We start from the raw sequence: 26782 nt of genomic DNA on the forward strand, positions 1-26782 counted from the left end.
AGACTTCAGGTGGCAAACAAGCTGACCAATGACAAACGCGGCACAAGCGACGCGCTCGGCGCGTCGGCCCCCAGTCCCGAGCGTGACGCCGATGCCGTCGCCACGGACGCATCCGCGATCGGCATGGCGAACGCCGAGGCCGCTGCCGCTGCTAGCGGAGAACTCGCCGGCAAACATCTGCTGCTTGGCATGACGGGCGGCATCGCCTGCTACAAGATCGCCGAACTGACGCGCCTGCTGGTCAAAGCCGGTGCAACCGTGCAGATCGCGATGACCGACGCGGCCACGCAATTCATCACGCCGGTCACGATGCAGGCGCTGTCCGGCCGCCCGGTCTACACGAGCCAGTGGGACGCGCGCATTGCGAACAACATGCCGCATATCGATCTGTCGCGCGAGGCGGACGCGATCGTCATTGCGCCGGCCTCCACCGATTTTCTCGCGAAGCTCGCGCACGGCATGGCCGATGATCTGCTGTCGACGTTGTGCGTTGCACGCGATTGTCCGCTGCTCGTCGTGCCGGCGATGAATCGTCAGATGTGGACGAACCCGGCGACGCAGCGCAATGTCGCGCTGCTTCGAGGCGACGGCGTGCAGGTGCTCGGACCCGACTCGGGCGCACAAGCGTGCGGCGAAATCGGCGACGGACGGATGCTCGAGCCGGAAGCGACCTACGAAGCGATCGCTTCGTTCTTCCAGCCGAAAATCCTGACCGGCCGCCGCGTGCTACTCACCGCGGGCCCGACCTTCGAGCCGCTCGACCCGGTGCGCGGCATCACGAACCGCTCGAGCGGCAAGATGGGCTTTGCACTCGCGCGCGCCGCGCAGCACGCGGGCGCGGACGTGCATCTCGTCGCCGGCCCGGTCGCGCTCGACACACCTTGGGGCGTGTATCGCGAAGACGTGCAGACCGCGCAGCAGATGTACGAAGCAGTGATGCGCGCGGTGCCCGACTGCGATATTTTCATCGGCGTTGCGGCGGTCGCGGACTGGCGCGCGGAACACGTTAGCCAGCACAAGATCAAGAAAACCGCTGAGCGCGCGGTGCCGGCCTTCACGTTCGTCGAAAATCCGGACATTCTGTACGCGGTTGCCAACCTGACACATCCGCCGTATTGCGTCGGCTTCGCAGCCGAAAGCGGCAACCTCGATGTGCACGGCGAACAGAAGCGGGTGCGCAAGAACGTGCCGCTGCTGGTCGGCAATCTCGGCCCGCAAACTTTTGGCCGCGACGACAACGAAGTCGTGCTGTTCGACGCGGCCGGCATCACGCGGCTACCTCGCGCTGGCAAACAGGCCATCGCGCAGGCGCTGATGGCCGAGATCGCGCGACGTCTGCCGGACGCGAGCCTGATCGGTTGAACGCCACCGCCCGCTTCGCGCACCGACATTTTTTAGGAGCGCTGCTGTCATGACGCTACTTTCCGTTCTCGATCAGACGCCCGTGATTGACGGGCATTCGGCAGCCGATGCGATCGCCGCGACGATCGAACTTGCGCAGCTTGCTGACGATCTCGGCTACACGCGTTACTGGTGCGCCGAGCATCACGGCTTGCGCGGCGTGTCGAACCCGTGTCCGGAAGTGATGCTCGCGCGCATTGGCAGCGTGACGAAACGTATCCGTCTCGGCTCGGGCGGCATCATGCTGCCGTACTACAGCCCGTTCAAGATTGCCGAGCAGTTCCTGATGCTCGAGGCGCTGTTTCCAAACCGCATCGATCTGGGCGTCGGGCGCGCGCCAGGCGGCGATATGCGCACCGCGCAAGCGGTCGCGGCCGGCACCTATAACCGCGGCGATATCTTTCCGCAGCAGGTTGCCGATCTGGTCGGCTTGATGAGCGGCACCTTGCCCTCGGACCATCTCGCCTATGGCGTGCTGCTCCAGCCGCAAATCGACACGCGTCCGCAGTTGTGGATGCTCGGTTCGAGCGACTTCGGCGGCATGCTCGCCGCGCAACTCGGCATCCGCTTTTCGTTCGCGCATTTCATCAACGCGCACTTCGGCCACACCGTCGCGCAAGCGTATCGCGAGCGCTTTCAGACCGGCCATGAAGCGAAACCTTATCTTGCTGCCGCGGTATTCGTGATCTGCGCGGATAGCGAACAGGAAGCCGCCGACCTCGAAAAAGCCGTCGATCTGCGCCGCGTGCAAATGGCGTACGGGCTAAATGCGCCGATTCCGTCGATTGCGCAAGGTGTCGCGCAAGAGTACGGCGCGCGCGAACAGTTGATCATCGATCGCGAGAAGCCACGCAGCATCATCGGTACGCCGCAGTCGGTGACTGAACGTCTGCATGCATTGCAGGAGCAATTCAATGCTGATGAACTGATCGTGCTCACCGTCGCCGGCAGCTATCAGGCGAGGCTGCGTTCGTACGAACTGCTCGCCGACGCATTCAAGCCAGGTTGCTGAGCGTTTGCATTCTTCAACCCACCCCAACCGAAAACTGACACTGCATGAAACTCGACCTGAAGATTCTCGATGCGCGCATGCGCGACTATTTGCCGGCGTACGCAACGCCAGGCAGCGCGGGGCTCGATTTACGCGCGTGCGTCGATGAGCCACTGACACTCGCGCCGGGCAACACGGCGCTCGTGCCGACCGGACTCGCCGTGCATGTCGGCGATGCGGGCTATGCGGCGCTGATCCTGCCTCGTTCAGGCCTTGGGCATAAACACGGCATCGTGCTGGGCAATCTGGTTGGGTTGATCGACTCTGACTACCAGGGGCAGTTGATGATCTCGACCTGGAACCGCGGGCAAACTACCTTCACGCTGAACCCGATGGAACGGCTCGCGCAACTGGTGATCGTGCCGGTCGTGCAGGCGCAGTTCAATATCGTCGACGAGTTCGTCGCGAGCGAGCGCGGCGCCGGAGGATTCGGCAGCACCGGCAAGCATTGACGTTGCAAAGCGTTTATTGATGGCCGGAGTGACCGTCTGCACAGTCCTTCAATTCAAAGCGAAGCGGCGTTAATTAACTCCGGCCATTTCCAATTTGCTGCTTTATCGAAAACAGCACTTCTTTTTATCTTCCAGAATCACCTATATTTCAGCAACGAACTCCGATCGGACGTCATGCTCCGCGCCGCAAGTTCGTGAACCTGGTCCGCCGCACGACCGCATGCAGGCAACCATGCCCATCAATGCAGCGGAACGCGTCATTTCCGGGAATTTGATTTTTCACGATCGTTATCGTTAGTTATCCATATCATGTTGATTTTGTCGAAAAATCCGCTATCAAATCGATTGCTTTCGACTCGACGCGGAAAACCAAAGCAATCGACGTCTATTGCTCCAGGAGGCAGCATGAAGATCCTTTACGATGCAGTCGTAGCATCAGGCGCTGGAGAGTGGTATGGCGATATCGTCGTTTCCAATCTTCGCCATGACGATGGCACGCCGGTACAAGTTAACCAGTACCTATCGATGAGTTTTAATTCGCCGGCGGCGGTCGCGAGCACGGACATTACCGTTCTATTCGTCACCTGGGCCGAAACGACCGTTGAAACGGACTCGGTACAACTCGATAGCAATCTGTTCTCGGTGTCGGCGAAGATCAGCGTGACCGCGCCACATACGATGGTGTCGGGCGACCAGTTCACAATCGGTGTGAACGGCGATCTCACGCAAGACCCGGACGCGTATCTGAAGTCGTTTGTTTTCGCGGCCGATCAAGCACCCGATGTGAACGGCACCGCGGCTGTCGCATGCGCTGCTGCGGCAGACTCGGCGCTCGCGAGTGTCGCGCCCGTTGTGAAGTTCATCCGCGGCAGCGAGATTACCGCAGTCACGCTTGCATACGGCAAAACGACAAACGTCACGCTTGCGGCGGGCGACTACACGATTCAAGGCGACGATGTCGCCAACAGCGACGGCACGGTTCGCGCGCCGTTGGTCATTTCGCCCAATCCGCTGACCATCGCCGCGGACTCGACCGTCTCGGTGAATGTGTCATTCGGCGCGGTTCAGCGCTTCGGTGCGCTCGACATTGCGGTCGGCGCAGTAAGCGGCCTGGAAAACGAGACGCTTAGCATTAGTGTGCTCAATAAGTCCAATAACACGACGCTTGCGGCCTTTACGAGCCGCGTCAACACAACCACGAAGCTGCGCGCGCTTCCCGCTTCGGGCACCGCGCAAGTCAAGGTCAGCAACATCTCTGTCAACAATGTCAACTATAGCTTCAATGTTCCGGACGTTACGCTGGCGAACAGTCTGCAAACAGTGCAGATCACTGACTCTTCAGTAACGCGAAGTCAGGTCGATACCACCGGCTTCATCTCGGTGCCGATCAGCGTGACGGCCGACGCCACACTGCCTCAGCAGGTGACGTTGCGTCTGACGGGCAGCGATATGAACTACACGCAGCCTATTGCCGTCGAGAATCAGAACACAACGTTCAGCGTGCCCGTGAAATCCGGCACCTACGCCGTGTCGGCACCGGCCTTCCTGTCAGGCGGCGCCGTGTATGCGGTCAACGTGCCCGCGGAGTTCACCGTCGGAAGCGGCGCGACCAGGCTGCAGTCGGCAACGCTAGACATGTCGATCGAAAGGTCGGCCAACCTGAAGGTTCCCGGGTTCCCGTCGTATCTTTCGTTCGGCGGCTGTGCGGACCTCACGCCGAACAATCAGGCCGACTTCATCAGCGCGCGCGCATCATCGGTGTTCAAGTATGCGGGCAACGATGGCGCCGGCGACGCCGGTACGTATCTCACCGACGACCCCGCGACCACCAGTACGATCGACCTGGCCCGCGGTGTCGAAGCCGGATTGAATGGGCAGCCGGTACTGCCGGTGATGATTTCGTACACCTGCAATCTTTCGCTTGGCGATACCCCGACAATGCTCGCGAACGCGGATCAGCACGCGTGCAGTTTCGCGAATCTGATCCTTTCGTTGAACAAGGCTAATGAGAGGATCGACAGTACGCACCCCGTCCCCGCCGGCTTCATCGTCAATCCGGATTTTCTCGGCGCTTGCCAGCAAGGCGGTTTCGGCCCGGACTATGCAATGCCCGTGCGCGCACCGCTGCAAACCGCGCTCGATCATTGGTCCGTCAGCGCGACCATTCCGTCCAGCATCACGGAGGACGTCAAGGGCTATGTCGCCGCCGTCAACTGGCTCGTTTATACGGTGGCGCCGAAAGTCGTGTTTGGATGGCAGGTCAACCTGTGGGGCGTGGGCATGTCCGAATGGGTCTATCAGGACGTCGACCCGGTATCGATGGCACAGCAGACTGCCGACTTCATCAATAGCGTGGCTGCATACAGCGGCAGCAACAAGCCGCACTTCCTCGCAATCGACCGCTACGAAGCGGACGATTACACGCAGCGTGCGTATATCAACGGCTATTGTTATGGTCCACGCGAGTGGGGGCATTACTTCGACTTCTGCCAAGGCCTAAGCCGTGCGCTCAAACTTCCGGTGATGCCATGGCAGATTCCCGCAAGCCGGACGCCGAACACGACCGATCAGGTCAATGCGGATTTCGATAGCCAGCATTGGGGAACTGGCGGTAGCTACATCATGGGCGACGCCGCAATCGGCTCCGACTATCACAACGTGAACCCGACGATTCTCGCGTTGCAGTTCTCGACCGCGTTCCCCGACATGGGCGCAACAGCCGAAGACATGTACATCCGCTCCGAACCGTTCGATATGACGAACCCTGCATACATGGACTTCCCGTTACGCGGCATCTTCGCGGTGCTACTCGGCGGCGGCGCGACGACAGGACTGATCTCGACGGTCGGCAATCCCGAACCATGGACGCGGGACAAACTGAGTGCGTATATGGACAATCCGATCCGTTTCGACGACAGCCCGCAACGCAAGCCGCGGTGAGCCCGTGGTGCCGCCGGACAGACGCTTGTAAAGCAAAAACGGCGCGGGCATGATGCCCGCGCCGTTTTTTCAGTGCTTCTGCCCGATTACCCGGTTACGATATCAGTCCACTTCAACCGCTTCCGGATTCGGGTTGCGCGGCGGCAGCGACTGCTCGTCAAACGTCAACAGCACCTTCTCGTCCTGATCAACATCGACCGTCACGCGGCCGCCATTCATCAGCTTGCCGAACAGCAGTTCGTCGGCCAACGCGCGGCGGATCGTATCCTGAATCAGACGCTGCATCGGACGCGCGCCCATCAGCGGATCGAAGCCGTGTTTCGCGAGATGCTTGCGCAACCCGTCGGTGAAGAGCGCATCGACCTTCTTCTCATGCAACTGATCCTCGAGTTGCATCAGGAACTTGTCGACCACACGCATGATGATTTCCTCATCGAGCGAACGGAAGCTGATGGTCTGATCCAGACGATTGCGGAACTCCGGCGTGAACATCCGCTTGATGTCGGCCATTTCATCGCCGGTTTCGCGACGTGTCGTAAAGCCAATGGTCGACTTCTGCATCGCCTCGGCGCCCGCGTTCGTCGTCATGATGATGATCACGTTGCGGAAGTCCGCCTTGCGACCGTTGTTATCGGTCAGCGTGCCGTGATCCATCACCTGCAGCAGCACATTGAAGATGTCTGGATGCGCCTTCTCGATTTCGTCGAGCAGCAACACACAATGCGGTTTCTTCGTCACGGCTTCGGTCAGCAGACCGCCCTGATCGAACCCGACATAGCCCGGAGGCGCGCCGATCAGACGGCTCACCGCGTGACGCTCCATGTATTCCGACATATCGAAGCGGATCAGCTCGATACCGAGCGTGAACGCGAGTTGTCGCGCCACTTCGGTCTTGCCGACGCCAGTCGGGCCGGAGAACAGGAACGCGCCGATCGGCTTGTCGGTCTTGCCGAGACCCGCGCGCGCCATCTTGATCGATGCGGACAGCGCGTCGATTGCCGGATCCTGGCCAAACACGACCGCCTTCAGGTCGCGATCGAGCGTCTGCAGTTTGCTACGATCGTCCTGCGATACGCTCTGCGCCGGCACGCGCGCGATCTTCGAGATGATTTCCTCGATCTCGCCCTTGCCGATCGTGCGCTTCTGCTTCGACTTCGGCAGGATACGTTGCGCTGCGCCCGCTTCGTCGATCACGTCGATCGCCTTGTCCGGCAGATGACGGTCCGTGATGAAGCGCGCGGACAGCTCTGCCGCTGCCGACAGCGCACCCGACGAGTACTTCACGCCATGGTGCTCTTCGAAACGTGACTTCAGACCGCGCAGGATCGCCACCGTCTGCTCGACCGTCGGTTCCGTAACGTCGATCTTCTGGAAGCGTCGCGACAGCGCGGCGTCTTTCTCGAAGATGCCGCGGAATTCGGTGAACGTCGTCGCGCCAATGCACTTGAGCGTGCCCGACGACAACGCCGGTTTCAGCAGATTCGATGCGTCGAGCGTGCCACCCGATGCCGCGCCGGCGCCGATCAGCGTATGAATTTCGTCGATGAACAGAATGGCGTGCGGGCGCTCTTTCAGTTCCTTCAGCACCGTCTTCAGCCGCTGCTCGAAGTCACCGCGATACTTGGTGCCCGCCAGCAGCGCGCCCATGTCGAGCGAATACACCTGCGCGTCGGCGAGAATGTCCGGTACTTCGCCGCGCATGATGCGCCATGCAAGCCCTTCCGCGATGGCCGTCTTGCCGACGCCGGCCTCGCCAACCAGCAACGGATTGTTCTTGCGCCGGCGGCAGAGCACCTGAACGACGCGCTCGACTTCCGCTTCGCGTCCGATCAACGGATCGATGCGGCCGTCCTTCGCCATCTGATTCAGATTCTGCGTGAACTGCGCAAGTGGCGTTTCCTTCTGCGCAGCCGCTTCATCCGACTCGGCACTCGATTCGCTCGCCTTCGCGGCATCCGCGCTGTTCGTCTTCGCAATGCCGTGCGAGATGAAATTCACGACGTCCAGACGCGTCACGCCCTGCTGCTGCAGGTAGTACACCGCGTGCGAATCCTTCTCGCCGAAGATCGCCACCAGCACATTCGCGCCGGTCACTTCCTTCTTGCCGTTCGAGGTGGACTGCACATGCATGATCGCGCGCTGGATCACACGCTGGAAACCGAGCGTGGGCTGCGTGTCGACATCGTCCGTGCCGGGCACGGTCGGTGTGTTGTCGTGAATGAAGTTGCGCAGGTTCTGACGCAGGTCTTCGATGTTGGCCGCGCATGCGCGCAGCACTTCAGCCGCTGTCGGATTGTCCAACAGCGCCAGCAAAAGATGTTCGACCGTTATGAACTCATGCCGTGCCTGGCGTGCTTCCATGAACGCCATATGCAGGCTGACTTCCAGTTCCTGGGCAATCATGCTTCCTCCATCACACACTGCAGCGGATGCCCGGCCTGCCGTGCGTGGGTAACGACTTGCTCGACTTTGGTCGACGCGATGTCCCGCGTGTAGACCCCACAAACTCCCCTGCCTTCGCGATGCACCTTCAGCATTATCTGCGTTGCGGTCTCACGATCTTTATTGAAGTATTCCTGCACGATCATCACGACGAATTCCATCGGCGTGAAGTCGTCATTCAACAGCACCACTTTGTACATGGCCGGCGGTTTCAGCTTTTGTTCCTGCCGCTCCAGTACGGTGTTGTCCTGCTTGTCCGGGATAATCGCCATACATCCATTCTAAACAACTCGGACGGGCCCGCAATCCTGTCAAAACCCAACCGGCCGACCAGCCGGCCGTGGCCGCTGATCACGTCGGCCAAAGACCCGCGGGCGTCGGCCCGTCGCGCTTGCGCAATGCGCGGGGCCGATCGCGGAACCAGCCCACCGGTATTGCTCTTTCGTTCCAGTTTGCGGCGCCTCGCCGCCGTCGAAACGAGTATCGCACAACCTGCGCCAACGGACCCGAACCTCGCTTGCGTGTGGCCGAACCGGACAGTGCGCAGCGTACTGCAAACTGCGCCACGAACGGGATGTGAGTCGATTATGCGACTTTTCAAGGCGTGCCGCTTGGGCCACCGCACATAAGAAAAGAAGGAAAAACCCTGGAAATTGGTTCTTTACAACGGCGCACATAGCGTCTCAAAATTTTCTTGACACTCGAATAAAGAGCCTCAACAATCAAGCTGGCACTTTTTTCAACGTGCAGTCCATACGAAAAAATGCCGTTGGTGAGCTTGTGAGGAGGGGCGGCTGCATTCCGCGGTCGTTGAGCTTTTCGAGGGCTCGTGTGAATGAGTTACAGGGGAAGTAGGTATGGCAACTGGTACGGTCAAATGGTTCAATGACGCGAAAGGTTTCGGATTCATTACGCCCGACGAAGGCGGTGAGGATCTGTTTGCACACTTTTCGGCTATCCAGATGAACGGGTTCAAGACCCTGAAGGAAGGCCAGAAGGTGAGCTTCGAGGTCGTGCAAGGCCCCAAAGGCAAACAGGCATCGAACATCCAGGCTGCTGCCTGAATCCGTTCGATTCCCGTACCCTTAAGAACCCGGCTTTATGCCGGGTTCCTCATTTTTAAGCCGACGATTTTTTTGAAAATCCTGGCTTTTGAAACCCGGCGTACGCCGGGTTTTTTCATTTCCGGTTGATTTTGACGTCGCGCGGTTCGCGCATAGCGAGTCACGTGCGTATTTGCTCCGCGCAGTTAAACCACTTTCAGCGTTGCCATCATCCCGAGATCTTCGTGCTCGAGAATATGGCAATGGAACATCCGCTCTCCGGGAATCGCCTGCACCGTCGCGATACGCACTGTTTCGCCTGGTTGAACATTGACGGTGTCACGCCACGCGAGATACGGCTCCTTCATTTTCTTGCCGTCCTGCTCGCGCTCAATCACCTGGAACTGCGTGCCATGTAAATGGAACGGGTGATCCATATCCGTGCGGTTCTCGATCGACCAGTGCTCGACGTCGCCACGGCGGCTGGTCAGCGCGATGCGCGACGCATCGAAGGTCGCGCCGTTAATCATGAATTTCATTCCTGCCGGCATCTCGTGCATCGTCGCGCCCGGCCGATGCATCGCTTCCATATCCATCGCTTCGGAAAAGACCACGGATTTTTGCGGCGCGACGCTTCCTGCAGGTGGCTGCAGTGCTTCGATCGGGCGCAAAGTGGACGGCAGCACATGCGGTGTCGGTACCGCGCTGGCGCCGGCCGGTGCGAAGCGCACGTCGGCGAGCACGCGCAACGGGTCGGGAGGCAGGCTGCTACCGTGCGTCATCGCCATCTTGCGCCGGTCATACACAGCTGCGCTAAGCATCGCCTGCGACGGCCACTGGCCCGCTCGCACGACAATCTCGGCACGCTCGCCTGGCGCAAGCAGCAATTCCGTCAGGCCATCGCGCGCGACGCCAAGCAGGCCTCCGTCGGTGCCGACCTGCGCGAATGGGTAATTGGCGCCAAGCGATAGTCTCAGATAGCGGGCGTTGCACGCATTCCAGACACGCCAACGTTCGTCGCGCGTCACCACGATGCCCGGCCGGCGTGCGCCGTTGACCAGCACGAATTGGCCCTCGCGGCCGTTCATCCAGTCCATCATGTCGTTCGGCGCGACCGATCCGTCGGCGGCCAGCTTGAGGTCTGTGAAGAATAGATGACGCTCGGGCCACGCGACGAGCGGATCATCGGCCGCGCGCACGATGATCGGACCCGCGAGTCCGCGATACACCTGCTCCGACGACTGCATGTGCGGATGCGGGTGATACCAGTACGTGCCCGCGCTACCACGCGGCACGGTGAACCGATACACACGCGATGCGCCCGGCGCGACCGGATCGGTCGGGTTGCCGTCCTGGTCGGGCGGCACCGGCAGTCCGTGCCAGTGCACGGTCGACGGTTCCGGCAAGCGATTGACGAAGCGGATTTCGACGGTATCTTCTTCGCGCAGCTCGATCAGTGGACCGACGATCGGTCCCTGTGCCGCATCGCCGTAGAGCCAGAACGACGTCTCCTTGCCCGGCATCAATTGCCGGCGCTGCGGCTGCGCGACGAGCGTCGCGCGGAACGTGCCCGGATCACTGCTTTCGTTGGCGAGCCTGCGCAACGCGGCGAGCGGCGCGCCAGACGGTAGCGCGTTCTGCGGCGCAAGCGCGACGCCTGCCGGTTGACCGGCATGAGGCGCCATATGTTGCATGCCGCGCATGTCATGCATCCCATGCATGTCGTCCATGCCTTCCATACCCGACATATCGCTCATGTCGTGCATATCGTGGCCAGCATGCTGTGCAAATGCGCCGCGCGCGCCAAGCGACGCGACCACGACGCCCAGTGCGCGAGCCAGAAATTGCCTGCGGATCATTGGTTGTTTTCCTGTCTATTGCGTGTCTTTTGCGCGGCGAAGCGCGAGGCGCTTGCCTTGCGCGCATCTCGTGTGACGGCGAACCGCGCGTCGATCGAAATGACGGCGGCGCCTGCTCAGCGTTCGTTTGACGCGAACCCGCAGCGCAGCGGCATGCGACGCGTCCGATGTTCAGACGAGTGCGATCGGCGGGCGAACTGGCGGCGCGCGCTTGATGCCGTCGTAACGTCGCGCAGCGTGTGGGCGCGACACGCCATTCGCCTGCCGTAGCGCGGCGGAGAACCGAAAGGTCTCGATCAGCGCGCCGCAGTGCAGCCCGCAACCGGTCGCGCAACATGAACAGCCGTGATGATGGGCCGCATATCTGCCGCCGCCGGCGGAAGCACCGAGCACCGCTCGCGGTCCTGCATCGCCACCCTTATCACATGCCCGTGCGGGCGCGCAGACCGACACGGCCCGCAGCGCATCAGCGACATGCGTATGCGCACGGGCGCCTTGCATCGCCAGCAACGACAGTGACAGCACGATGAAAAACCGCAGCAACGGCATCATTCCCCAATGGTCGGATGACAGCTCGCCAGAAGCATAGCGCAGGTCACCGCGGCCCGTTGCGGTCCCTTCAGACTTGGCGACCAATCCTCACTGCTTTTCCGGCTCACGACCCACACGCCAAAAAAACAAAACCCCGACGCACACCACGCGCATCGGGGTTCCTCAGAACGTCACTTCCCGGCTTACATATTCTCGATCATCACCTGACCGAAGCCCGAGCACGACACTTGCGTCGCGCCTTCCATCAGGCGGGCGAAGTCGTACGTCACACGCTTCTGCAGAATCGACTTTTCCATCGACGCGATGATCACGTCGGCCGCTTCGGTCCAGCCGAGGTGGCGCAGCATCATTTCCGCCGACAGGATTTCCGAACCCGGATTCACATAGTCCTTGCCCGCGTACTTCGGCGCGGTACCGTGTGTCGCTTCGAACATGGCGACCGAGTCCGACATATTCGCACCCGGCGCAATACCGATGCCGCCCACTTGCGCGGCCAGCGCGTCCGACACGTAGTCGCCGTTCAGGTTCAGCGTCGCGATCACGTCGTATTCGGCCGGACGCAGCAGGATCTGCTGCAGAAACGCGTCAGCGATCACATCCTTCACGACGATCTCGTTGCCCGACTTCGGGTTCTTGATCTTCATCCACGGGCCGCCGTCCACCAGTTCCGCACCGAATTCCTTCTGCGCGAGCGCATAGCCGTAGTCACGGAACGCGCCTTCGGTGAACTTCATGATGTTGCCCTTGTGCACCAGCGTGACCGAACGGCGGTCATTGTCGATCGCATACTGGATCGCCTTGCGCACGAGACGCTCGGTGCCTTCCTTCGACACCGGCTTCACGCCGATAGCCGACGTATCCGGGAAGCGGATCTTCTTCACGCCCATTTCTTCGCGCAGGAACTTGATGACCTTCTTCGCCTGCTCCGATTCGGCCGCCCATTCGATACCCGCGTAGATGTCTTCCGAGTTCTCGCGGAAGATCACCATATTGGTCTTTTCCGGCTCGCGCACCGGCGACGGTACGCCCTTGAAGTACTGCACCGGGCGCAGGCAGACGTACAGATCGAGTTCCTGACGCAGCGCCACGTTCAGCGAACGGATGCCGCCGCCGACCGGGGTGGTCAGCGGGCCCTTGATCGACACCACATATTCCTTGACCACAGCCAGCGTTTCTTCCGGCAGCCACACATCCGGCCCATACACCTTGGTCGCCTTTTCGCCGGCGAAGACTTCCATCCAGTGGATCTTCTTCTTGCCGCCGTACGCCTTCTGGACCGCCGCATCGACGACCTTGATCATCACCGGGGTGATATCGACCCCAGTGCCATCGCCTTCGATGTACGGAATGATCGGCTGGTCGGAAACATTGAGCGAAAAATCCGCGTTGACGGTGATCCTGTCACCGCCCGTCGGAACCTTGATGTGCTGATACGCCATGATCGGACTCCAGTGATGGCTGTGCTGGGAAAAGCAGATTGGGGACCTGCGAAACTGCGGCGCTCCTCTTACGCGCATGCCTGACGCCCATGAGCGGCCAGGCCGCTATTCTAGCCCACCGCGGCGCGTGAACGCTGCGACGGACCGGCCGGCTAACGCTGCACGGCGGCGCGCACCGCGCGGATTCAGCGACTTATGTGCACGGCGGCGGACATTCGGCAGATAACTGTTATGCGCGATGTCTTAGGTCTTATATAAGACAAAAGACTTGGTGATCCGTATTATGCATTAATATCCCGCCATTTACTACGGCCGGACCTTGCAGCTTACCGCCTGCAACCCGTCGCGAGCGTCCGCGACGAAATTTTCCCCGCCGCGTCGATCCGCTTTTCGCCAAATTTCAAGCATGACCCTGCTCGCCCTGAACAAGCCGTACGGCACGATCTGTCAGTTCTCGCCACACGAAGCCCGCCCATCGCTCGCGGAGTGGGTGCGCGTGCCAGGCGTCTATCCGGCGGGCCGGCTCGACTCGGACAGCGAAGGCCTGCTACTGCTCACCGACGACGGCGCGCTGCAGGCGCGTATCGCCGAACCGCGTCACAAACTTGTCAAACGTTACTGGGCGCAAGTCGAGGGCGAGCCGCGCGCCGCGGATCTGAAGGCGCTCGCACGCGGCGTGGATCTCGGCGACTATGTGACGCAGCCCTGCCGGGCGGAGTTCGTCGAGCCACCCGATACATTGTGGGCGCGCAATCCGCCCATTCGCTATCGCGCGACGATTCCCGCCACCTGGATCGAAGTGTCGATTACCGAGGGCAAAAACCGGCAGGTACGCCGGATGACGGCCGCGGTCGGCTTTCCGACATTGCGCCTCGTACGCGTCGGCATCGGCGCGCTCGATATCCTTTCGCTCGGCCTCGAACCCGGCGACACGCTCGAACTGCCCGCGCGCGCACCGTGGGATGGCGTTGTCTGACGCGCATCTCGCCTCGTACATGAAACGGGCGTTTGCCCATCACCTGAGCCGTCACCTAAGCCGTTGTACCGGCAAACTTTTCGCCGCTTCGCCGCGACGCGCGCGCGGCCCGCGCGCGATCAGCGCGCACATTTGACACAAATTCACCGGCATTCGGTCAACCGCGGCACGGCGCCACGCGTTACACGACGCAGATGCCGCCCAAGCTATCCGGCATTCAGCCACGCGAGCCCTTCGCGCGTCGTCCCGCAAATCACCGCGGATCGCACGGGCTCTGCGAGCTCACAGTCGTCTCCTGGAAATGTCCGCGGAGGATTTCGATGAGCCGGCTGTCAACCGAAAGGTGGATGGCACGTTGAACGACATGACTCGACCGCCGGGTCATCTGGTTAATTAACTAAAGCTGAGGAATTCACAAAATGAACAAACTGATCGCCGCTCTGGTCGCTGGCCTCTTCGCAACGGCTGCTTTCGCACAAGCTTCGGCTCCGGCTGCTGACGCAGCTGCGCCGGCATCGGCAGCTCACAAGTCGATGAAGAAGCACACCAAGCACGCTTCGAAGAAGAAGGCAGCTCCGGCAGCCGCTGCTTCGGCCGCAGAATAAGTTTCAGGAAATAACGCAGTCAAGAACAAGCCGTACCTGCCGTTCTTACGGCGTTGAAAGGCAGATCGCCGCCAGGCCGTCTGCCTTTTTCTTTTTCGACGCGCTCGCGTAACATTCGCGGTTCATCTTCAGCAAGGAGTTCGGTCGTGCGATTCAACCCGCGCTCGTTATGGGCGAATTTTGCGGCGCGCTGCGCGCTTGCCGTCGCGTTGTCGGTTCTCGCGTTGTCGTTTGCCGCCGTACCGGCGCGCGACGCGTTTGCGCAAATCCCGCCCGGCGCGAAGCAGCCCGGCGACTTCCCGCGCGTGAAGCTGACCGCCGGCATGTTCGTGATCGACGCCGCCGTCGCCGCGAACGATGCGGACCGCGAACAAGGTCTTATGTATCGCACGGAACTGAAGCCGAACGAAGGCATGCTGTTCGTGTTCAACGAGAACGCGGTGCACTGCTTCTGGATGAAAAACACGCTGATCCCGCTGTCGATTGCGTTTATCCGCGCGGACGGCACGATCACCGACATCGACGAGATGCAGGCCGAAACCACCAACAATCACTGCCCGCGTAATAACGGTGTTTACGCGCTCGAAATGAGCAAAGGGTGGTTTACATCGAAGGGCATCAAGCCCGGCATGAAGCTTCAAGGGTTGCCGCAGCCGCAGTAACCGGCGCACGGCAAACAGCGTGTAAAAAGCCGGCCCGCGCTTCAAGCGTGCGAGCCGGTTTTTTTAGCATCCGCACGATGCCCCATCGTGTCGCATCGGCGCCGCATCGGCGCCGCATCAGCGCCGCATCAGCGCACGCATCAGGTCGTACCGGCTTCTCATCTCAGCGCGCCAGATTGACGGCGCCATCCACCGCGCGCCATCTGCCGCGCACCGTGTCCGCTTGCCGCAATGCGGAAGATCAAGCAAAACGCAAACCGACACGCTATCCTTATATTCTCTGCCAGTCGCGCCGCAGCCGACCGGACGGGGTGATCACCCGGCTGGCGGCTTCGAAGCGGCGCGCTATTTCATGGAGGTTCACGTGCCCCGCAAGACTCCCATCGAGCGCTACCGCAACATCGGGATCAGCGCTCACATCGATGCCGGTAAAACTACCACCACCGAGCGCATCCTCTTTTACACCGGCGTGACTCACAAGATCGGCGAGGTTCACGACGGCGCGGCGACGATGGACTGGATGGAGCAGGAGCAGGAGCGCGGCATCACGATCACGTCGGCCGCCACGACCGCGTTCTGGAAGGGCATGGCCGGCAATTATCCGGAGCACCGGATCAACATCATCGACACGCCGGGCCACGTCGACTTCACGATTGAAGTCGAACGCTCGATGCGCGTGCTCGACGGCGCGTGCATGGTGTACGACTCGGTCGGCGGCGTGCAGCCGCAATCGGAAACCGTCTGGCGCCAGGCGAACAAGTACAAGGTGCCGCGCATCGCGTTCGTGAACAAGATGGACCGCGTCGGCGCGGACTTTTTCCGCGTGCAGCGGCAAATCGGCGAGCGCCTGAAAGGCGTCGCGGTGCCGATCCAGATTCCGGTCGGCGCCGAGGAACATTTCGAAGGCGTGGTCGACCTCGTGAAGATGAAGGCGATCGTCTGGGACGACGAGAGCCAGGGCATCAAATTCGAGTACAAGGACATCCCGGCGAATCTCGTCGAGCTCGCGCATGAATGGCGCGAAAAGATGGTCGAGGCCGCGGCGGAAGCCGACGAAGCGCTGCTCGAAAAGTACCTCGAAGACCACGAAAGCCTGACCGAAGAAGAGATCAAGGGCGCGCTCAGAAAGCGCACGATCGCCAACGAAATCGTGCCGATGCTGTGTGGCAGCGCATTCAAGAACAAGGGCGTGCAGGCGATGCTCGACGCGGTGATCGACTACCTGCCATCGCCGGTCGATGTGCCCGCCATTCTTGGCCACGACGAGCACGACAAGGAGGCGGAGCGTCATCCGAGCGATGACGAACCGTTCTCATCGCTCGCGTTCAAGATCATGACCGACCCGTTCGTCGGTCAGCTGATCTTCTTCCGCGTGTACTCGGGCGTGATCGAATCGGGCGACACGGTCTACAACGCGGTGAAGGAGAAGAAGGAGCGCCTCGGCCGGATCCTGCAGATGCATGCGAACGAGCGCAAGGAAATCAAGGAAGTGCGCGCAGGCGATATCGCGGCGGCCGTCGGCCTGAAGGAAGCGACCACCGGCGACACGCTGTGCGACCCGGATCACGTGATCATCCTCGAACGGATGATTTTCCCGGAGCCGGTTATTTCGCAAGCTGTCGAGCCGAAGACGAAGGCCGACCAGGAAAAGATGGGCATGGCGCTGAATCGTCTCGCGCAGGAAGACCCGTCGTTTCGCGTCACCACCGACGAGGAATCCGGCCAGACCATCATTTCGGGCATGGGCGAACTGCACCTCGAAATTCTGGTTGACCGGATGAAGCGTGAATTCGGCGTCGAAGCGACGGTTGGCAAACCGCAGGTCGCATATCGCGAAACGATCCGCACGAAGGTTGATGACGTCGAAGGCAAGTTCGTCAAGCAATCGGGTGGCCGCGGCCAGTACGGTCATGCGGTGATCGGGCTGGAACCGAACCCGGCGAAGGGCTATGAGTTCCTCGACGAGATCAAGGGCGGTGTGATTCCGCGCGAGTACATCCCGGCAGTCGACAAGGGCATCCAGGAGACGCTGAAGGCCGGCGTTCTCGCGGGCTACCCGGTTGTCGACGTGAAGGTTCATCTGACCTTCGGTTCTTACCACGACGTCGACTCGAACGAAAACGCATTCCGGATGGCCGGCTCGATGGCCTTCAAGGAAGGCATGCGCCGCGCGAAACCAGTGCTGCTCGAACCGATGATGGCCGTCGAAGTGGAAACACCGGAGGACTTCATGGGCAACGTTATGGGCGACCTGTCCGGCCGGCGCGGCATCGTGCAGGGCATGGAAGACATCGCGGGCGGTGGCGGCAAGCTGGTGCGCGCCGAAGTGCCGCTCGCGGAGATGTTCGGCTATTCGACGTCGCTGCGCTCGCTCACGCAGGGCCGCGCGACGTACACGATGGAGTTCAAGCATTACGCGGAAACGCCGAACAACGTGTCCGAAGCGATCATCAACACGAAGAAGAAGTAACCGGAGTTCGATGGTTCGCAGAAGCCCGTTCACTCCGGACGGGCTTTTTTTCGCGCGTGCGCGGCTGATCGCCGGGCGATGAACGTGAATCCATGCGGACAATTTATGGCCATGCCAGAATGACTGGACGCGCGCCCCGATGGCATTGGGAATACGGGTATGCGCGAGGAGATAAGGAATGAGCGATAACCACGACGATCCGAATCAACCGGCGCACGGCGATCACGACGGACCAGTCGACTGGCGCGAACATGGCGTGAAAGTCATCCGCGGCGACCAGCTCGACACGAACACCGCGCAAACGCCAGGCATGAATCGCGCGGCCGCGATCAACGCGGCCCGCGTCGGCGCGCAGAAAATCTGGGCCGGCACGGTAACGATCCACCCGAACGCGAAGACCGGCGCACATCATCACGGCGCGCTCGAAAGCGTGATCTACGTGGTACGCGGCCACGCACGGATGCGCTGGGGCGAACACCTGGAGTTCACCGCGGAAGCCGGCCCTGGCGACTTTATCTTCGTACCGCCGTACGTGCCGCATCAGGAAATCAACGCGAGCACCGACGATCCGCTCGAATGCGTGCTCGTGCGCAGCGATAACGAAGCGGTGGTCGTGAATCTGAACATCGACGCGGTGGAACAGCCGGAAACCGTCTATTGGGTCGATCCGATCCACAAAAATCCGCACCAGCACTGACCTCACCGCCCTCCCCCGACGACGCCTGATGACGCCCACCTCCACGCGCCTACGCCTGCCGACACGAAAACTCGTCATCCTGTATGCGGTGTTGATTGGCGCGAATCTCGGCGCGTGGGCGTGGGCGCTGATCGCGTTTCGCCACTATCCGCTGCTGCTCGGCACCGCGCTGCTCGCGTATGGCTTCGGCCTGCGGCACGCGGTCGATGCCGACCATATCGCCGCGATCGATGCGGTCACGCGCAAGCTGATGCAGCAGGGCAAGCAACCGCTTGGCGTCGGCCTCGCGTTTTCGCTCGGCCATTCGACGATTGTGATCGCCGCGACGATCGGCATTGCGGCGACCGCGTTGTCGCTGCATGGCCGCTTCGATCAGTTCAAGGCGGTGGGCGGCACCATCGGCACACTGGTGTCCGCGGGGTTTCTGCTAGTGCTCGCAGGCGTGAATCTGACGATCCTGCGCGACGTGTGGCGCCGTTACCGGAACGACCGGCGCGGACATGGACGCGGGGATGAACACGATCGCCACGCGCAGCGGGACGGCAGTCAAGCCGCTGCCAGCATCGACGTCGCAGCGGCCGCACACGCCGCCGCGCCAGCCGGACTTCTATCGCGCGCGCTCAAGCCGCTGTTCCGCGTCGTCACGAAGAGCTGGCATATGTACCCGGTAGGCGTGCTGTTTGGCCTCGGCTTCGACACCGCAACCGAAATCGGCCTGCTCGCAATTGCCGCGGGCGAGGCCGGCAAAGGCCTGCCGCTGTACTCGATCCTCGTGTTTCCGGCGCTCTTCACGGCCGGCATGACGCTCGTCGACTCGACCGACAACGTGCTGATGGTCCACGCGTACGGCTGGGCAATGGACGATCCGAAGCGCAGGCTCTACTACAACGCGAGCATCACCTTCGTGTCGGCGCTGGTCGCAATTGCGATTGGCGGCATCGAGGCGCTCGGCCTCGTGGCCGACAAGCTCGGCTTCTCCGGCGGCGCATGGGACGCAGTCGCGTCCATCAATGCGCACTTCGGGCTGCTCGGCTACGGCATCGTCGCGGTGTTCATGGCATGCTGGATCGGCTCGATTCTCTTCCATCGCTGGCGGCGTGCGCCGGCCGCTCACTGAGAACGCGCTGAGCGCGCACTGAAAACACGCCGCAGCGACGCTTGTGCCGCATTGGCGGACAGGCCCGGCACTGAATCGTCCGCCGAGCGTTGCCAATCGTCCGCCGAACGTTGTCAGCACGAGACAAGCTGCGCGGTCCCCGCCACGGTTCCTGGCGGCAAACACGCCGAAGCGCGGAGCAATCGCTTACACTGAGCCCTCATCCATCGTCGCAGTACCGCTCGCACCGCCGCGCTCAGATGCTCTGTCGCGCGCGACGCTCAACAGAACGGACCGGACTATCCATCGATGAAGATCCCCGCGGACCTACCGTACCCTTCGCATGTTCGCCGGGCCGTCGAGGCCGCCCGCCGCGATGCCGATGCGTACGGCAATCATGCAATCGACGAATTCCTCGCGGGCCGCCTGTCACGCCGGGACCTGCTGCGTTACGCCAGCGTGATCGGACTTTCGCTGACGGGCGCGGGGCTCTTCGCGCCGCGCGAAGCGCGCGCGCAAGGTGCATCGAACGCGACGATCCGCGTCGCGCATCTGATGCCCGCGGGCGCCGTCGACCCACTCACCGTCACCGATGCCGGCAGCCTCGCGCTGCTGAACCAGACCGGCGAATTCCTGCTCGACGACGACAGCGAAAAGCTGATGCTGCGGCCGGCGCTCGCGCTCTCCTGGAAGCCGAACGACAAGGGCGACGTCTGGACCTTCACGCTGCGGCAGAACGTGAAGTTCAGCAACGGTGCGCCGTTCACCGCGAAGGATGTTGCGGCGACCTTCGATCGTCTCGCGGACCCGGCAAGCGGATCGGCCGCGTTGTCGGTGCTAAAGGGCGTGCTGTCGAAGGGCGGCACGAAGGTCGTCGACGACCACACCGTCGCGTTCCATCTCGACGCGCCGACCGGCAACTTCCCGTACTACGTTTCGTCGGACAACTACAACGCGATCATCCTGCCCGCCAGCTACACGGGCGATTACGAAAAGTCCTTTATCGGCACCGGGCCGTTCAAGCTCGAGAAGTATCAGCCGAAGGTCGGCGCATCGTTCGTGCGCAACCCAGACTATTGGGGCGAAAAGGCGTTGCCGCAGCGCGTGCAGTTTATGTTTTACGCGGACCAGCAAGCGCAGATTCTCGCGTTGCAAGGCCGTCAGGCCGATGTGATGGGCACCTTCACCGTGCAAGGCGGGCTGGGTCTGCTGAACAATCCCGAGTTCAGGATCATTGGCGTGAAGTCGAGCGCGCACCGGCAAATTCATATGCGCAACGACAGCCCGCAGTTCAAGGACAAGCGCGTGCGTCAGGCGATGGCGCTGTCGATCGACCGCGACGTGATCGTGCGCGGCCTGTTTCGCGGCCGCGCACAGGTCGGCAACGACAGTCCGTTCGCACCGGTGTTTCCGTCCTCGGATGCGGGCGTGCCGCAACGCAAGATCGACGTCGCGCAAGCCAAACAGTTGCTCGCGCAAGCGGGCGTGCCGAACGGCTTCGATATCACGCTGACCACCGAAAAGTACATGGAGTTGCCGGATCTCGCGGTGGTCGTGCAGAACTACGCGAAGGCGATCGGCGTGCGCATCAACCTGAAGGTCGAGAGCCAGTCGATGTATTACGGCGCGGGTGCGCCCGGCAAGTCCGACTGGCTCGACTCGCCGCTCGGCATCACCGACTACGGCGCGCGCGGCGTGCCGAACGTGTTCCTGAAAGCGCCGTTGACCAGCACGGGTACGTGGAATGCTGCGCACTTCAGAAATCCGCAATACGACAGGCTCGTGGCGAATTTCGATGCGGCGCTCGACATCACGTCGCAAAAGCGCATCTCCGCGCAGATCCAGGCGCTACTGCTCGATGAAACCCCGGTGATCATTCCGTTCTTCTACGATCAGTTGGTAGCGGCACGCGCAAAGCTGAACGGCGTGCGTTTCACTGCGCTCGCACAGTTGTACTTCGATCGCGCGGTGATCACCGCATAGCCCGGTCGCTTGCATTGCATGCGACTGGAGTAAAGGGAGATCGATGTCGACCACTGCTTCCACCGTCACACGCGCCACGTCGGGCAATGCGGCACGCGTCGCGATCTTCCTCGCGACGCGTCTCGCGCTTGCGCTGATTACGCTGTGGCTACTGTCGGTGCTCGTGTTCGCCGGTGGGCAACTGCTGCCCGGCGATATCGGCCGCGCGATTCTCGGCCCGCTCGCCGACCCACGCGCGGTCGCCGCGCTCAATCATCAGCTCGGCGCCGACCGGCCGCTTTTCACGCAGTACACTCAGTGGATCACGCATCTGATGCACGGCGACATGGGCACGTCGTACGCGTTTCGCGAACCGGTTGCGCCCTTCATCGGCAGCGCGCTCGCGAACTCGGCGAAGCTCGGGCTGCTCGCCTTCATCATCGTCGTGCCGCTCGGCATCGCAGGCGGCGTCTGGGCTGCGTTGCACGAAGGACGCTGGATCGACCGCATGATCAGCATCACCGGGCTTTCCGCAACGGTGGTGCCGGAGTTCGTGTCGTCGATCGTGCTGATTCTCGTGTTCGGCGTGTGGCTGCAGTGGCTGCCCATCGAAGCCACCGCGCCGGCCGGCGCCGGCGTGCTCGAGCAGTTGCGGCATCTGATCCTGCCGGTGCTGCCGCTGGTGTTCATCTTCTTCGGCTATATCGCGCGGATGGCGCGCGTCGGCACGGTCGAAGCGCTCGATGCCGACTACACGCGCACCGCGATCCTCAAAGGCTTGCCGCCGCACGTCGTGATTTTCCGGCATGTGCTGCGCAATGCGCTGCTGCCGACCATCACGGTCGCCGCGACGCAGCTGGGCTATATGATCGGCGGCCTCGTCGTCGTGGAGACGCTGTTTCACTATGACGGTATCGGTTCGCTGATCTACAGCGCCGCAAAAGCAAAGGACTTTCCGATGCTCGAAGCTGGGGTGCTGACGGTCGGGGTCGTCTATACGGTGGCCAATTTCATTGCGGACGCGTTGCATGTGACGCTCAATCCGCGCCTGCGCGTGAGGAGCGCCGAATGACGAGCGCCGCCCCGGGTTCGCCCAATGCGCCGAATGCGCCCGACGCATCGCGCAACGCTACCCCGGCGCCCGCCGCCGCACCGCCGCCGCGCGCGCAGGAGCCGCGTTACGAACGCCTGCGCTTGCTGCTGTTGTCGCCGGGCTTCGTGATCGGCGTGCTGATCGTGCTGTGGTGGGTCGCCTGCGCGATCGCCGGCAAATGGATCGCGCCGCACGATGCGTACGCGTCGGACCCGTTGAACTCGCTGCTGCCGCCCGATCACACGCACTGGTTCGGCACCGATCAGCTCGGCCGCGACGTAGTTTCGCGCGTGATCGTCGGCGCGCGCGACATTCTGACGATCGCACCGCTCGCCACGCTGGTCGGCACCGTCGCCGGCACCGCGCTGGGGCTGATCGTCGGCTACTTCGGCGGGTGGGTCGATCATCTGATCGGCCGCGTGATCGATGCGGTGCTCGCATTGCCGCTCGTGATTGTCGCGCTGCTCGCGCTCGCCGCGGTCGGTGCGTCGAATGTCACGGTAATTCTCGTGATCGGCATCACGTTTATGCCGATCACCGCGCGCACCGTACGCGCCGCGGTGCTCGCCGAACGCCATCTCGACTATGTCGCCGCTGCGCAGCTGCGCGGCGAGCACGCGTTCTACATCATGTTCGCCGAGATTCTGCCGAACGTGCTGCCGCCGATCGTCGTCGAAGCGACCGTGCGCCTCGGCTACGCGATCTTCTCGGTCGCGACGCTATCGTTTCTCGGCTTCGGTATCCAGCCACCGTCCGCGGACTGGGGGCTCGCGCTGTCCGAGTCGTACACGCTGATGGCAGGCGGCGCATGGTGGACCGTCGTATTCGACGCGGCCGCAATCGCATCGTTGGTGGTGGGCGTGAACCTGATTGCCGACAGTGTGCAAGGAGTGTTCGATCGATGAGCGCGTCGCCGGCTGCTGCGTTTCCCGCATTCGACGTATCCAGGCGCGACCGCGCGGATGCGTTGACGATCGTCGGCCTCACGGTCGCGTACCGGGTGCGCGGGCGCGATCGCGAAGTGCTGCAGGATGTGTCGTTCCGTGTGCGGCGCGGCGAAGCGTACGGCCTTGTCGGCGAATCGGGCTGCGGCAAATCGACCGTCGCGATGGCGGTGTTGCGCTATCTCGCGCGTAACGGCCGCGTGAAAGCCGGCCGGATTTCGATTGGCGGCGAGGACGTCGAGTCGCTCGATGCGCACGCGCTACGCGAGATGCGCGCGAACGCGATCTCGATGGTGTATCAGGACCCGTCGCGCGCGTTGAACCCATCGCTGACCATCGCTCGCCAGGTCGCGGAAGCGTTCGAGGTAAGCGGCGCGACCTATGACGACGCGATGCAGCGCACGCTCGAGATGCTGCGCCGGGTCCGCATCGCAGCGCCCGAACGCGTGATGGACAGCTACCCGCACGAGTTGTCGGGCGGCATGCAGCAGCGCGTGGTGATCGCGATGGCGCTCGCGTCGAATCCGGCGCTGCTGATACTCGACGAACCGACCACGGGCCTCGATGCAACGGTCGAAGCGGAAGTGCTCGATCTGATCGCGCAGTTGCGCAAAGAGTATGGCACCGCGGTGCTATTCATCAGCCACAACCTCGCGGTGATCGGCAAGATGTGCGAACGCGTGGGCGTGCTGTATGCGGGCAAGCTGGTCGAAGAAGGCGCGACCCGCGACGTGTTCGCCCGGCCGCGGCATCCTTATACGGTCGGCCTGTTGCGCTGCTTGCCCAGTCCCGGGCGCAACAAGGATGCCAACCGGCTCGACACGATCGCGGGCAGCCTGCCGTCACCCGGTTCGATCAGGCAAGGCTGCATCTACGCGGACCGCTGCCGTCTCGCCGACGACCGTTGCCGTCGCGATGCGCCGCCGCCCTACCGGATGAGCGCGCCGCACGGCGATCAGATGTCGCGCTGTCACTATCACGAGCGTGCGGTCGAATTGCCGCGCGTCAATGCGGATGCATCCGGGCACGATGGATACGCGGCGCACGCGATGCAATCCTCCGTGCAAACGCAGACGCAAGCGCCGCCTTCTGCATCGAAGGCCAACGGCGCCGAGCGCGTGCTACGCGCCGAACACATCTCGAAGACCTTTCACGCAGCGGGCGCGGTGATCCGCGCAGTCGATGCGGTATCGCTCGAACTCGCAGCGGGCGAAACGCTCGGCCTCGTCGGTGAATCCGGCAGCGGCAAGACGACGCTCGCGAAAATGCTGCTCGGACTGATTGCGCCCGACGCAGGCAGCGTGCTCGAACTCGACGGTGCGCCATTGGCGTCGCGCGTCACACGCCGCAACGACGAGCAGGTGAAGTCGCTGCAGATCGTGTTTCAGAACCCCGATTCGGCGCTCAACCGCGCGCATTCGGTGAAACGCCTGATCGGCCGCGCGCTTTCGCGGCTCACCTCGCTGCACGGCGGCGCGCGCGAAGAACGGCTCGCGTCGCTCGCCGCCGCGGTACGCTTGCCGGACCGCTATCTAAGCGCACGCACGCGCCAGTTGTCCGGCGGACTCAAGCAGCGTGTCGCGATCGCGCGCGCGTTCGCAGGCGACCCGCGCGTCGTGGTCTGCGACGAGCCGACGTCCGCGCTCGACGTATCGGTGCAGGCCGCGATCCTGAACCTGCTGGCGGATCTGCAGCGCGAGCACCGCGTGAGCTACGTTTTCATCTCGCACGACCTGCACGTTGTGCGATATCTGTCGGACCGCATCGCCGTGCTCTACGTCGGGCGGCTACTCGAAATCGGACCGGCCGCCGCTGTGTTCGATGGGCCGCATCACCCGTACACGGAAGCATTGCTGTCGTCGGTGCCGACGCTCGATGCGCATGCGACGACGGCGAGCCGTCCACGCATTCATCTCGACGGCGAGCCGCCCAGTCCCGCTGCGCCGCCTTCAGGCTGCGTGTTCCATACGCGCTGCCCGCGCAAGATCGGCGCGATCTGCGAACAGCAGGACCCACCCTGGTCCGATGCCGGCGACGGCCATCGCATCCGCTGCCACATCCCCATCGACGAGCTTCGCTCGCTTCAACAGCGCGAGTGAAACGTCGCGCGCGCTAATTTCGCACGCCCGTTTCAGCGCAGAAACGTTTTCGGCCGATTTACACATGCACGCGCTCGATTCGTCCACGTCGCGCCGTATGCAGCGCGTGTGTGCGCGCAATGGCATGTTTATCGCTTGATCGCGTGCGTCGGGTCAACGCCGGTCATAACGACGGTCGGCGCACACCGGCAGGCACGCGGATCGACCGTCACAAGCGGCGATCCGCGGGCGAGTTGCAAACCGCGGACCGTCAATAGCGGAACGCTGCGCGAGACAAGCTACGGGGTAATAAAGGGCGGCGGGCCATGTGAACAGAAAGTCACGCAACCCGCCCGCCGACAAGATTGGAACAAAGGGAATCGCAGCGACGGGGCTGCAGGTTCCGGGGAGAAGTGCGATGAAGACCAGAATTTTTACTACGCACTCCGATTTGTCAGCACGGGGTGTGATGATGATCGCACTCAGCGCGGTGTTTTGGGCTGCCGCGCAAGGTGCAGCCGCGGGCGAAGTGATTCCGCAGTGGCTAATCATCGCGGACGCCGCGTTGCCGGCGAGCAGTGTGTCGGTTGCAGCGCAGCCGGGAAGCAGCGATGCAGGCGCGCCGGGCGATCCGACCGCCGTGGGTCAATCGGGTGTCGATGCGATGAACGCGACCGCAGCCGACGACGCGGCTTTGGTGTTCACGCCAGATAGTTGTATTGGCAACCAGAACAACTGCGGTCCCTATGTGCGCGGCGGAGGCCGCGGCGGGTCGGGCGGAGCGGCAGCTGGCGGTGCCGCGGCGGGTGGCGGCGGAGCGGCGGGTGGCGGTGGCAGTGGCGGCGCTGCGTCTGGCGGCACGGGTGGTGGCGGCGGGAAATCGGGTGGTGGTGGCGGTGGCGGTGGCGGTGGTGGTGGTGGTGGTGGTGGTGGTGGCGGTGGCGGTGGCGGTGGCGGTGGCGGTGGCGGTGGCGGTGGCGGTGGCGGTGGCGGTGGCGGTGGCGGTGGCGGTGGCGGTGG

At 62.6% G+C, this 26782-nt stretch carries 21 protein-coding genes; 16 read left to right on the forward strand and 5 right to left on the reverse strand.

The window, feature by feature from the left end; all coding sequences use genetic code 11:
- Window positions 1–123 precede the first annotated feature (123 nt).
- The 4 genes from coaBC to BX592_RS31580 all read left to right on the forward strand — a co-directional run bounded on the left by coaBC (window position 124) and on the right by BX592_RS31580 (window position 5844).
- Window positions 124–1362, forward strand: coding sequence for a bifunctional phosphopantothenoylcysteine decarboxylase/phosphopantothenate--cysteine ligase CoaBC (gene coaBC / locus BX592_RS31565; RefSeq protein ID WP_134197231.1), 1239 nt, complete (start codon window positions 124–126; stop codon window positions 1360–1362).
- 49 nt (window positions 1363–1411) lie between these two features.
- A complete protein-coding gene (locus BX592_RS31570; protein ID WP_134197213.1) occupies window positions 1412–2413 on the forward strand; it encodes an LLM class flavin-dependent oxidoreductase in 1002 nt (333 codons plus the stop codon).
- Between the two features lie 44 nt (window positions 2414–2457).
- Entirely contained in the window at window positions 2458–2904 is a 447-nt protein-coding gene (gene dut / locus BX592_RS31575) for a dUTP diphosphatase (protein WP_134197214.1), read from the forward strand.
- 405 nt (window positions 2905–3309) lie between these two features.
- The gene (locus BX592_RS31580) at window positions 3310–5844 is read left to right on the forward strand and encodes a GPI anchored serine-threonine rich family protein (RefSeq protein ID WP_134197215.1); all 2535 of its coding nucleotides are present in this window, start codon (window positions 3310–3312) and stop codon (window positions 5842–5844) included.
- Window positions 5845–5946: 102 nt separating this feature from the next.
- Here BX592_RS31580 and clpA read toward each other — a convergent pair whose 3' ends face one another.
- Window positions 5947–8247 carry an ATP-dependent Clp protease ATP-binding subunit ClpA gene (gene clpA / locus BX592_RS31585; RefSeq protein ID WP_134197216.1) on the reverse strand — a complete coding sequence of 767 codons (2301 nt, stop codon included), beginning with the start codon at window positions 8245–8247 and terminating at the stop codon, window positions 5947–5949.
- Window positions 8244–8558 carry an ATP-dependent Clp protease adapter ClpS gene (gene clpS / locus BX592_RS31590; protein WP_075155947.1) on the reverse strand — a complete coding sequence of 105 codons (315 nt, stop codon included), beginning with the start codon at window positions 8556–8558 and terminating at the stop codon, window positions 8244–8246. The genes clpA and clpS overlap by 4 nt, the downstream gene beginning before the upstream one ends.
- A gap of 585 nt (window positions 8559–9143) precedes the next feature.
- On the opposite strand from clpS, the gene cspD reads away from it, so the two are divergent.
- Window positions 9144–9350: a cold shock domain-containing protein CspD gene (gene cspD, locus BX592_RS31595; RefSeq protein WP_017776809.1), complete on the forward strand. Its 207-nt coding sequence runs from the start codon at window positions 9144–9146 to the stop codon at window positions 9348–9350.
- A gap of 185 nt (window positions 9351–9535) precedes the next feature.
- Here cspD and BX592_RS31600 read toward each other — a convergent pair whose 3' ends face one another.
- The 3 genes from BX592_RS31600 to icd all read right to left on the reverse strand — a co-directional run bounded on the left by BX592_RS31600 (window position 9536) and on the right by icd (window position 13179).
- Entirely contained in the window at window positions 9536–11188 is a 1653-nt protein-coding gene (locus BX592_RS31600) for a multicopper oxidase family protein (protein WP_134197217.1), read from the reverse strand.
- Window positions 11189–11359: 171 nt separating this feature from the next.
- The gene (locus tag BX592_RS31605) at window positions 11360–11824 is read right to left on the reverse strand and encodes a hypothetical protein (protein ID WP_134197218.1); all 465 of its coding nucleotides are present in this window, start codon (window positions 11822–11824) and stop codon (window positions 11360–11362) included.
- A 98-nt stretch (window positions 11825–11922) separates the two neighbouring features.
- On the reverse strand, window positions 11923–13179 hold the full coding sequence (gene icd / locus BX592_RS31610; RefSeq protein ID WP_134197219.1) for an NADP-dependent isocitrate dehydrogenase: 1257 nt from the start codon (window positions 13177–13179) through the stop codon (window positions 11923–11925).
- Window positions 13180–13585: 406 nt separating this feature from the next.
- Here icd and BX592_RS31615 point away from each other — a divergent pair, with 406 nt between their 5' ends.
- The 11 genes from BX592_RS31615 to BX592_RS34235 all read left to right on the forward strand — a co-directional run.
- The gene (locus BX592_RS31615; RefSeq protein WP_134197220.1) at window positions 13586–14155 is read left to right on the forward strand and encodes a pseudouridine synthase; all 570 of its coding nucleotides are present in this window, start codon (window positions 13586–13588) and stop codon (window positions 14153–14155) included.
- Between the two features lie 419 nt (window positions 14156–14574).
- The gene (locus BX592_RS31620; protein WP_134197221.1) at window positions 14575–14760 is read left to right on the forward strand and encodes a hypothetical protein; all 186 of its coding nucleotides are present in this window, start codon (window positions 14575–14577) and stop codon (window positions 14758–14760) included.
- 146 nt (window positions 14761–14906) lie between these two features.
- The gene (locus tag BX592_RS31625; protein ID WP_134197222.1) at window positions 14907–15422 is read left to right on the forward strand and encodes a DUF192 domain-containing protein; all 516 of its coding nucleotides are present in this window, start codon (window positions 14907–14909) and stop codon (window positions 15420–15422) included.
- Between the two features lie 364 nt (window positions 15423–15786).
- Entirely contained in the window at window positions 15787–17892 is a 2106-nt protein-coding gene (fusA, locus tag BX592_RS31630; RefSeq protein ID WP_134197223.1) for an elongation factor G, read from the forward strand.
- Between the two features lie 178 nt (window positions 17893–18070).
- Window positions 18071–18589, forward strand: coding sequence for a cupin domain-containing protein (locus BX592_RS31635; RefSeq protein ID WP_134197224.1), 519 nt, complete (start codon window positions 18071–18073; stop codon window positions 18587–18589).
- A 28-nt stretch (window positions 18590–18617) separates the two neighbouring features.
- The gene (locus BX592_RS31640; RefSeq protein WP_134197225.1) at window positions 18618–19706 is read left to right on the forward strand and encodes a HoxN/HupN/NixA family nickel/cobalt transporter; all 1089 of its coding nucleotides are present in this window, start codon (window positions 18618–18620) and stop codon (window positions 19704–19706) included.
- 288 nt (window positions 19707–19994) lie between these two features.
- The gene (locus BX592_RS31645) at window positions 19995–21668 is read left to right on the forward strand and encodes an ABC transporter substrate-binding protein (RefSeq protein ID WP_134197226.1); all 1674 of its coding nucleotides are present in this window, start codon (window positions 19995–19997) and stop codon (window positions 21666–21668) included.
- A 43-nt stretch (window positions 21669–21711) separates the two neighbouring features.
- A complete protein-coding gene (locus BX592_RS31650; protein ID WP_134197227.1) occupies window positions 21712–22719 on the forward strand; it encodes an ABC transporter permease in 1008 nt (335 codons plus the stop codon).
- A complete protein-coding gene (locus BX592_RS31655; protein ID WP_134197228.1) occupies window positions 22716–23645 on the forward strand; it encodes an ABC transporter permease in 930 nt (309 codons plus the stop codon). Before BX592_RS31650 ends, BX592_RS31655 begins: the two co-directional genes overlap by 4 nt.
- Window positions 23642–25783: an ABC transporter ATP-binding protein gene (locus BX592_RS31660; protein ID WP_134197229.1), complete on the forward strand. Its 2142-nt coding sequence runs from the start codon at window positions 23642–23644 to the stop codon at window positions 25781–25783. Before BX592_RS31655 ends, BX592_RS31660 begins: the two co-directional genes overlap by 4 nt.
- A 397-nt stretch (window positions 25784–26180) precedes the next feature.
- A partial coding sequence (locus BX592_RS34235) for a hypothetical protein (RefSeq protein ID WP_208328010.1) occupies window positions 26181–26782 on the forward strand: 602 nt, incomplete at its 3' end.

The organism is Paraburkholderia rhizosphaerae (genome assembly GCF_004366595.1).
Classification (GTDB): domain Bacteria; phylum Pseudomonadota; class Gammaproteobacteria; order Burkholderiales; family Burkholderiaceae; genus Paraburkholderia; species Paraburkholderia rhizosphaerae.

Bases quoted from the DNA above. Each gene is read 5' to 3' on its own strand.
- coaBC (WP_134197231.1), top strand. From the start codon at position 124: ATGGCGAACGCCGAGGCCGCTGCCGCTGCTAGCGGAGAACTCGCCGGC.
- BX592_RS31570 (WP_134197213.1), top strand. From the start codon at position 1,412: ATGACGCTACTTTCCGTTCTCGATCAGACGCCCGTGATTGACGGGCAT.
- dut (WP_134197214.1), top strand. From the start codon at position 2,458: ATGAAACTCGACCTGAAGATTCTCGATGCGCGCATGCGCGACTATTTG.
- BX592_RS31580 (WP_134197215.1), top strand. From the start codon at position 3,310: ATGAAGATCCTTTACGATGCAGTCGTAGCATCAGGCGCTGGAGAGTGG.
- clpA (WP_134197216.1), bottom strand. From the start codon at position 8,247: ATGATTGCCCAGGAACTGGAAGTCAGCCTGCATATGGCGTTCATGGAA.
- clpS (WP_075155947.1), bottom strand. From the start codon at position 8,558: ATGGCGATTATCCCGGACAAGCAGGACAACACCGTACTGGAGCGGCAG.
- cspD (WP_017776809.1), top strand. From the start codon at position 9,144: ATGGCAACTGGTACGGTCAAATGGTTCAATGACGCGAAAGGTTTCGGA.
- BX592_RS31600 (WP_134197217.1), bottom strand. From the start codon at position 11,188: ATGATCCGCAGGCAATTTCTGGCTCGCGCACTGGGCGTCGTGGTCGCG.
- icd (WP_134197219.1), bottom strand. From the start codon at position 13,179: ATGGCGTATCAGCACATCAAGGTTCCGACGGGCGGTGACAGGATCACC.
- BX592_RS31615 (WP_134197220.1), top strand. From the start codon at position 13,586: ATGACCCTGCTCGCCCTGAACAAGCCGTACGGCACGATCTGTCAGTTC.
- BX592_RS31620 (WP_134197221.1), top strand. From the start codon at position 14,575: ATGAACAAACTGATCGCCGCTCTGGTCGCTGGCCTCTTCGCAACGGCT.
- BX592_RS31635 (WP_134197224.1), top strand. From the start codon at position 18,071: ATGAGCGATAACCACGACGATCCGAATCAACCGGCGCACGGCGATCAC.
- BX592_RS31640 (WP_134197225.1), top strand. From the start codon at position 18,618: ATGACGCCCACCTCCACGCGCCTACGCCTGCCGACACGAAAACTCGTC.
- BX592_RS31645 (WP_134197226.1), top strand. From the start codon at position 19,995: ATGAAGATCCCCGCGGACCTACCGTACCCTTCGCATGTTCGCCGGGCC.
- BX592_RS31650 (WP_134197227.1), top strand. From the start codon at position 21,712: ATGTCGACCACTGCTTCCACCGTCACACGCGCCACGTCGGGCAATGCG.
- BX592_RS31655 (WP_134197228.1), top strand. From the start codon at position 22,716: ATGACGAGCGCCGCCCCGGGTTCGCCCAATGCGCCGAATGCGCCCGAC.
- BX592_RS31660 (WP_134197229.1), top strand. From the start codon at position 23,642: ATGAGCGCGTCGCCGGCTGCTGCGTTTCCCGCATTCGACGTATCCAGG.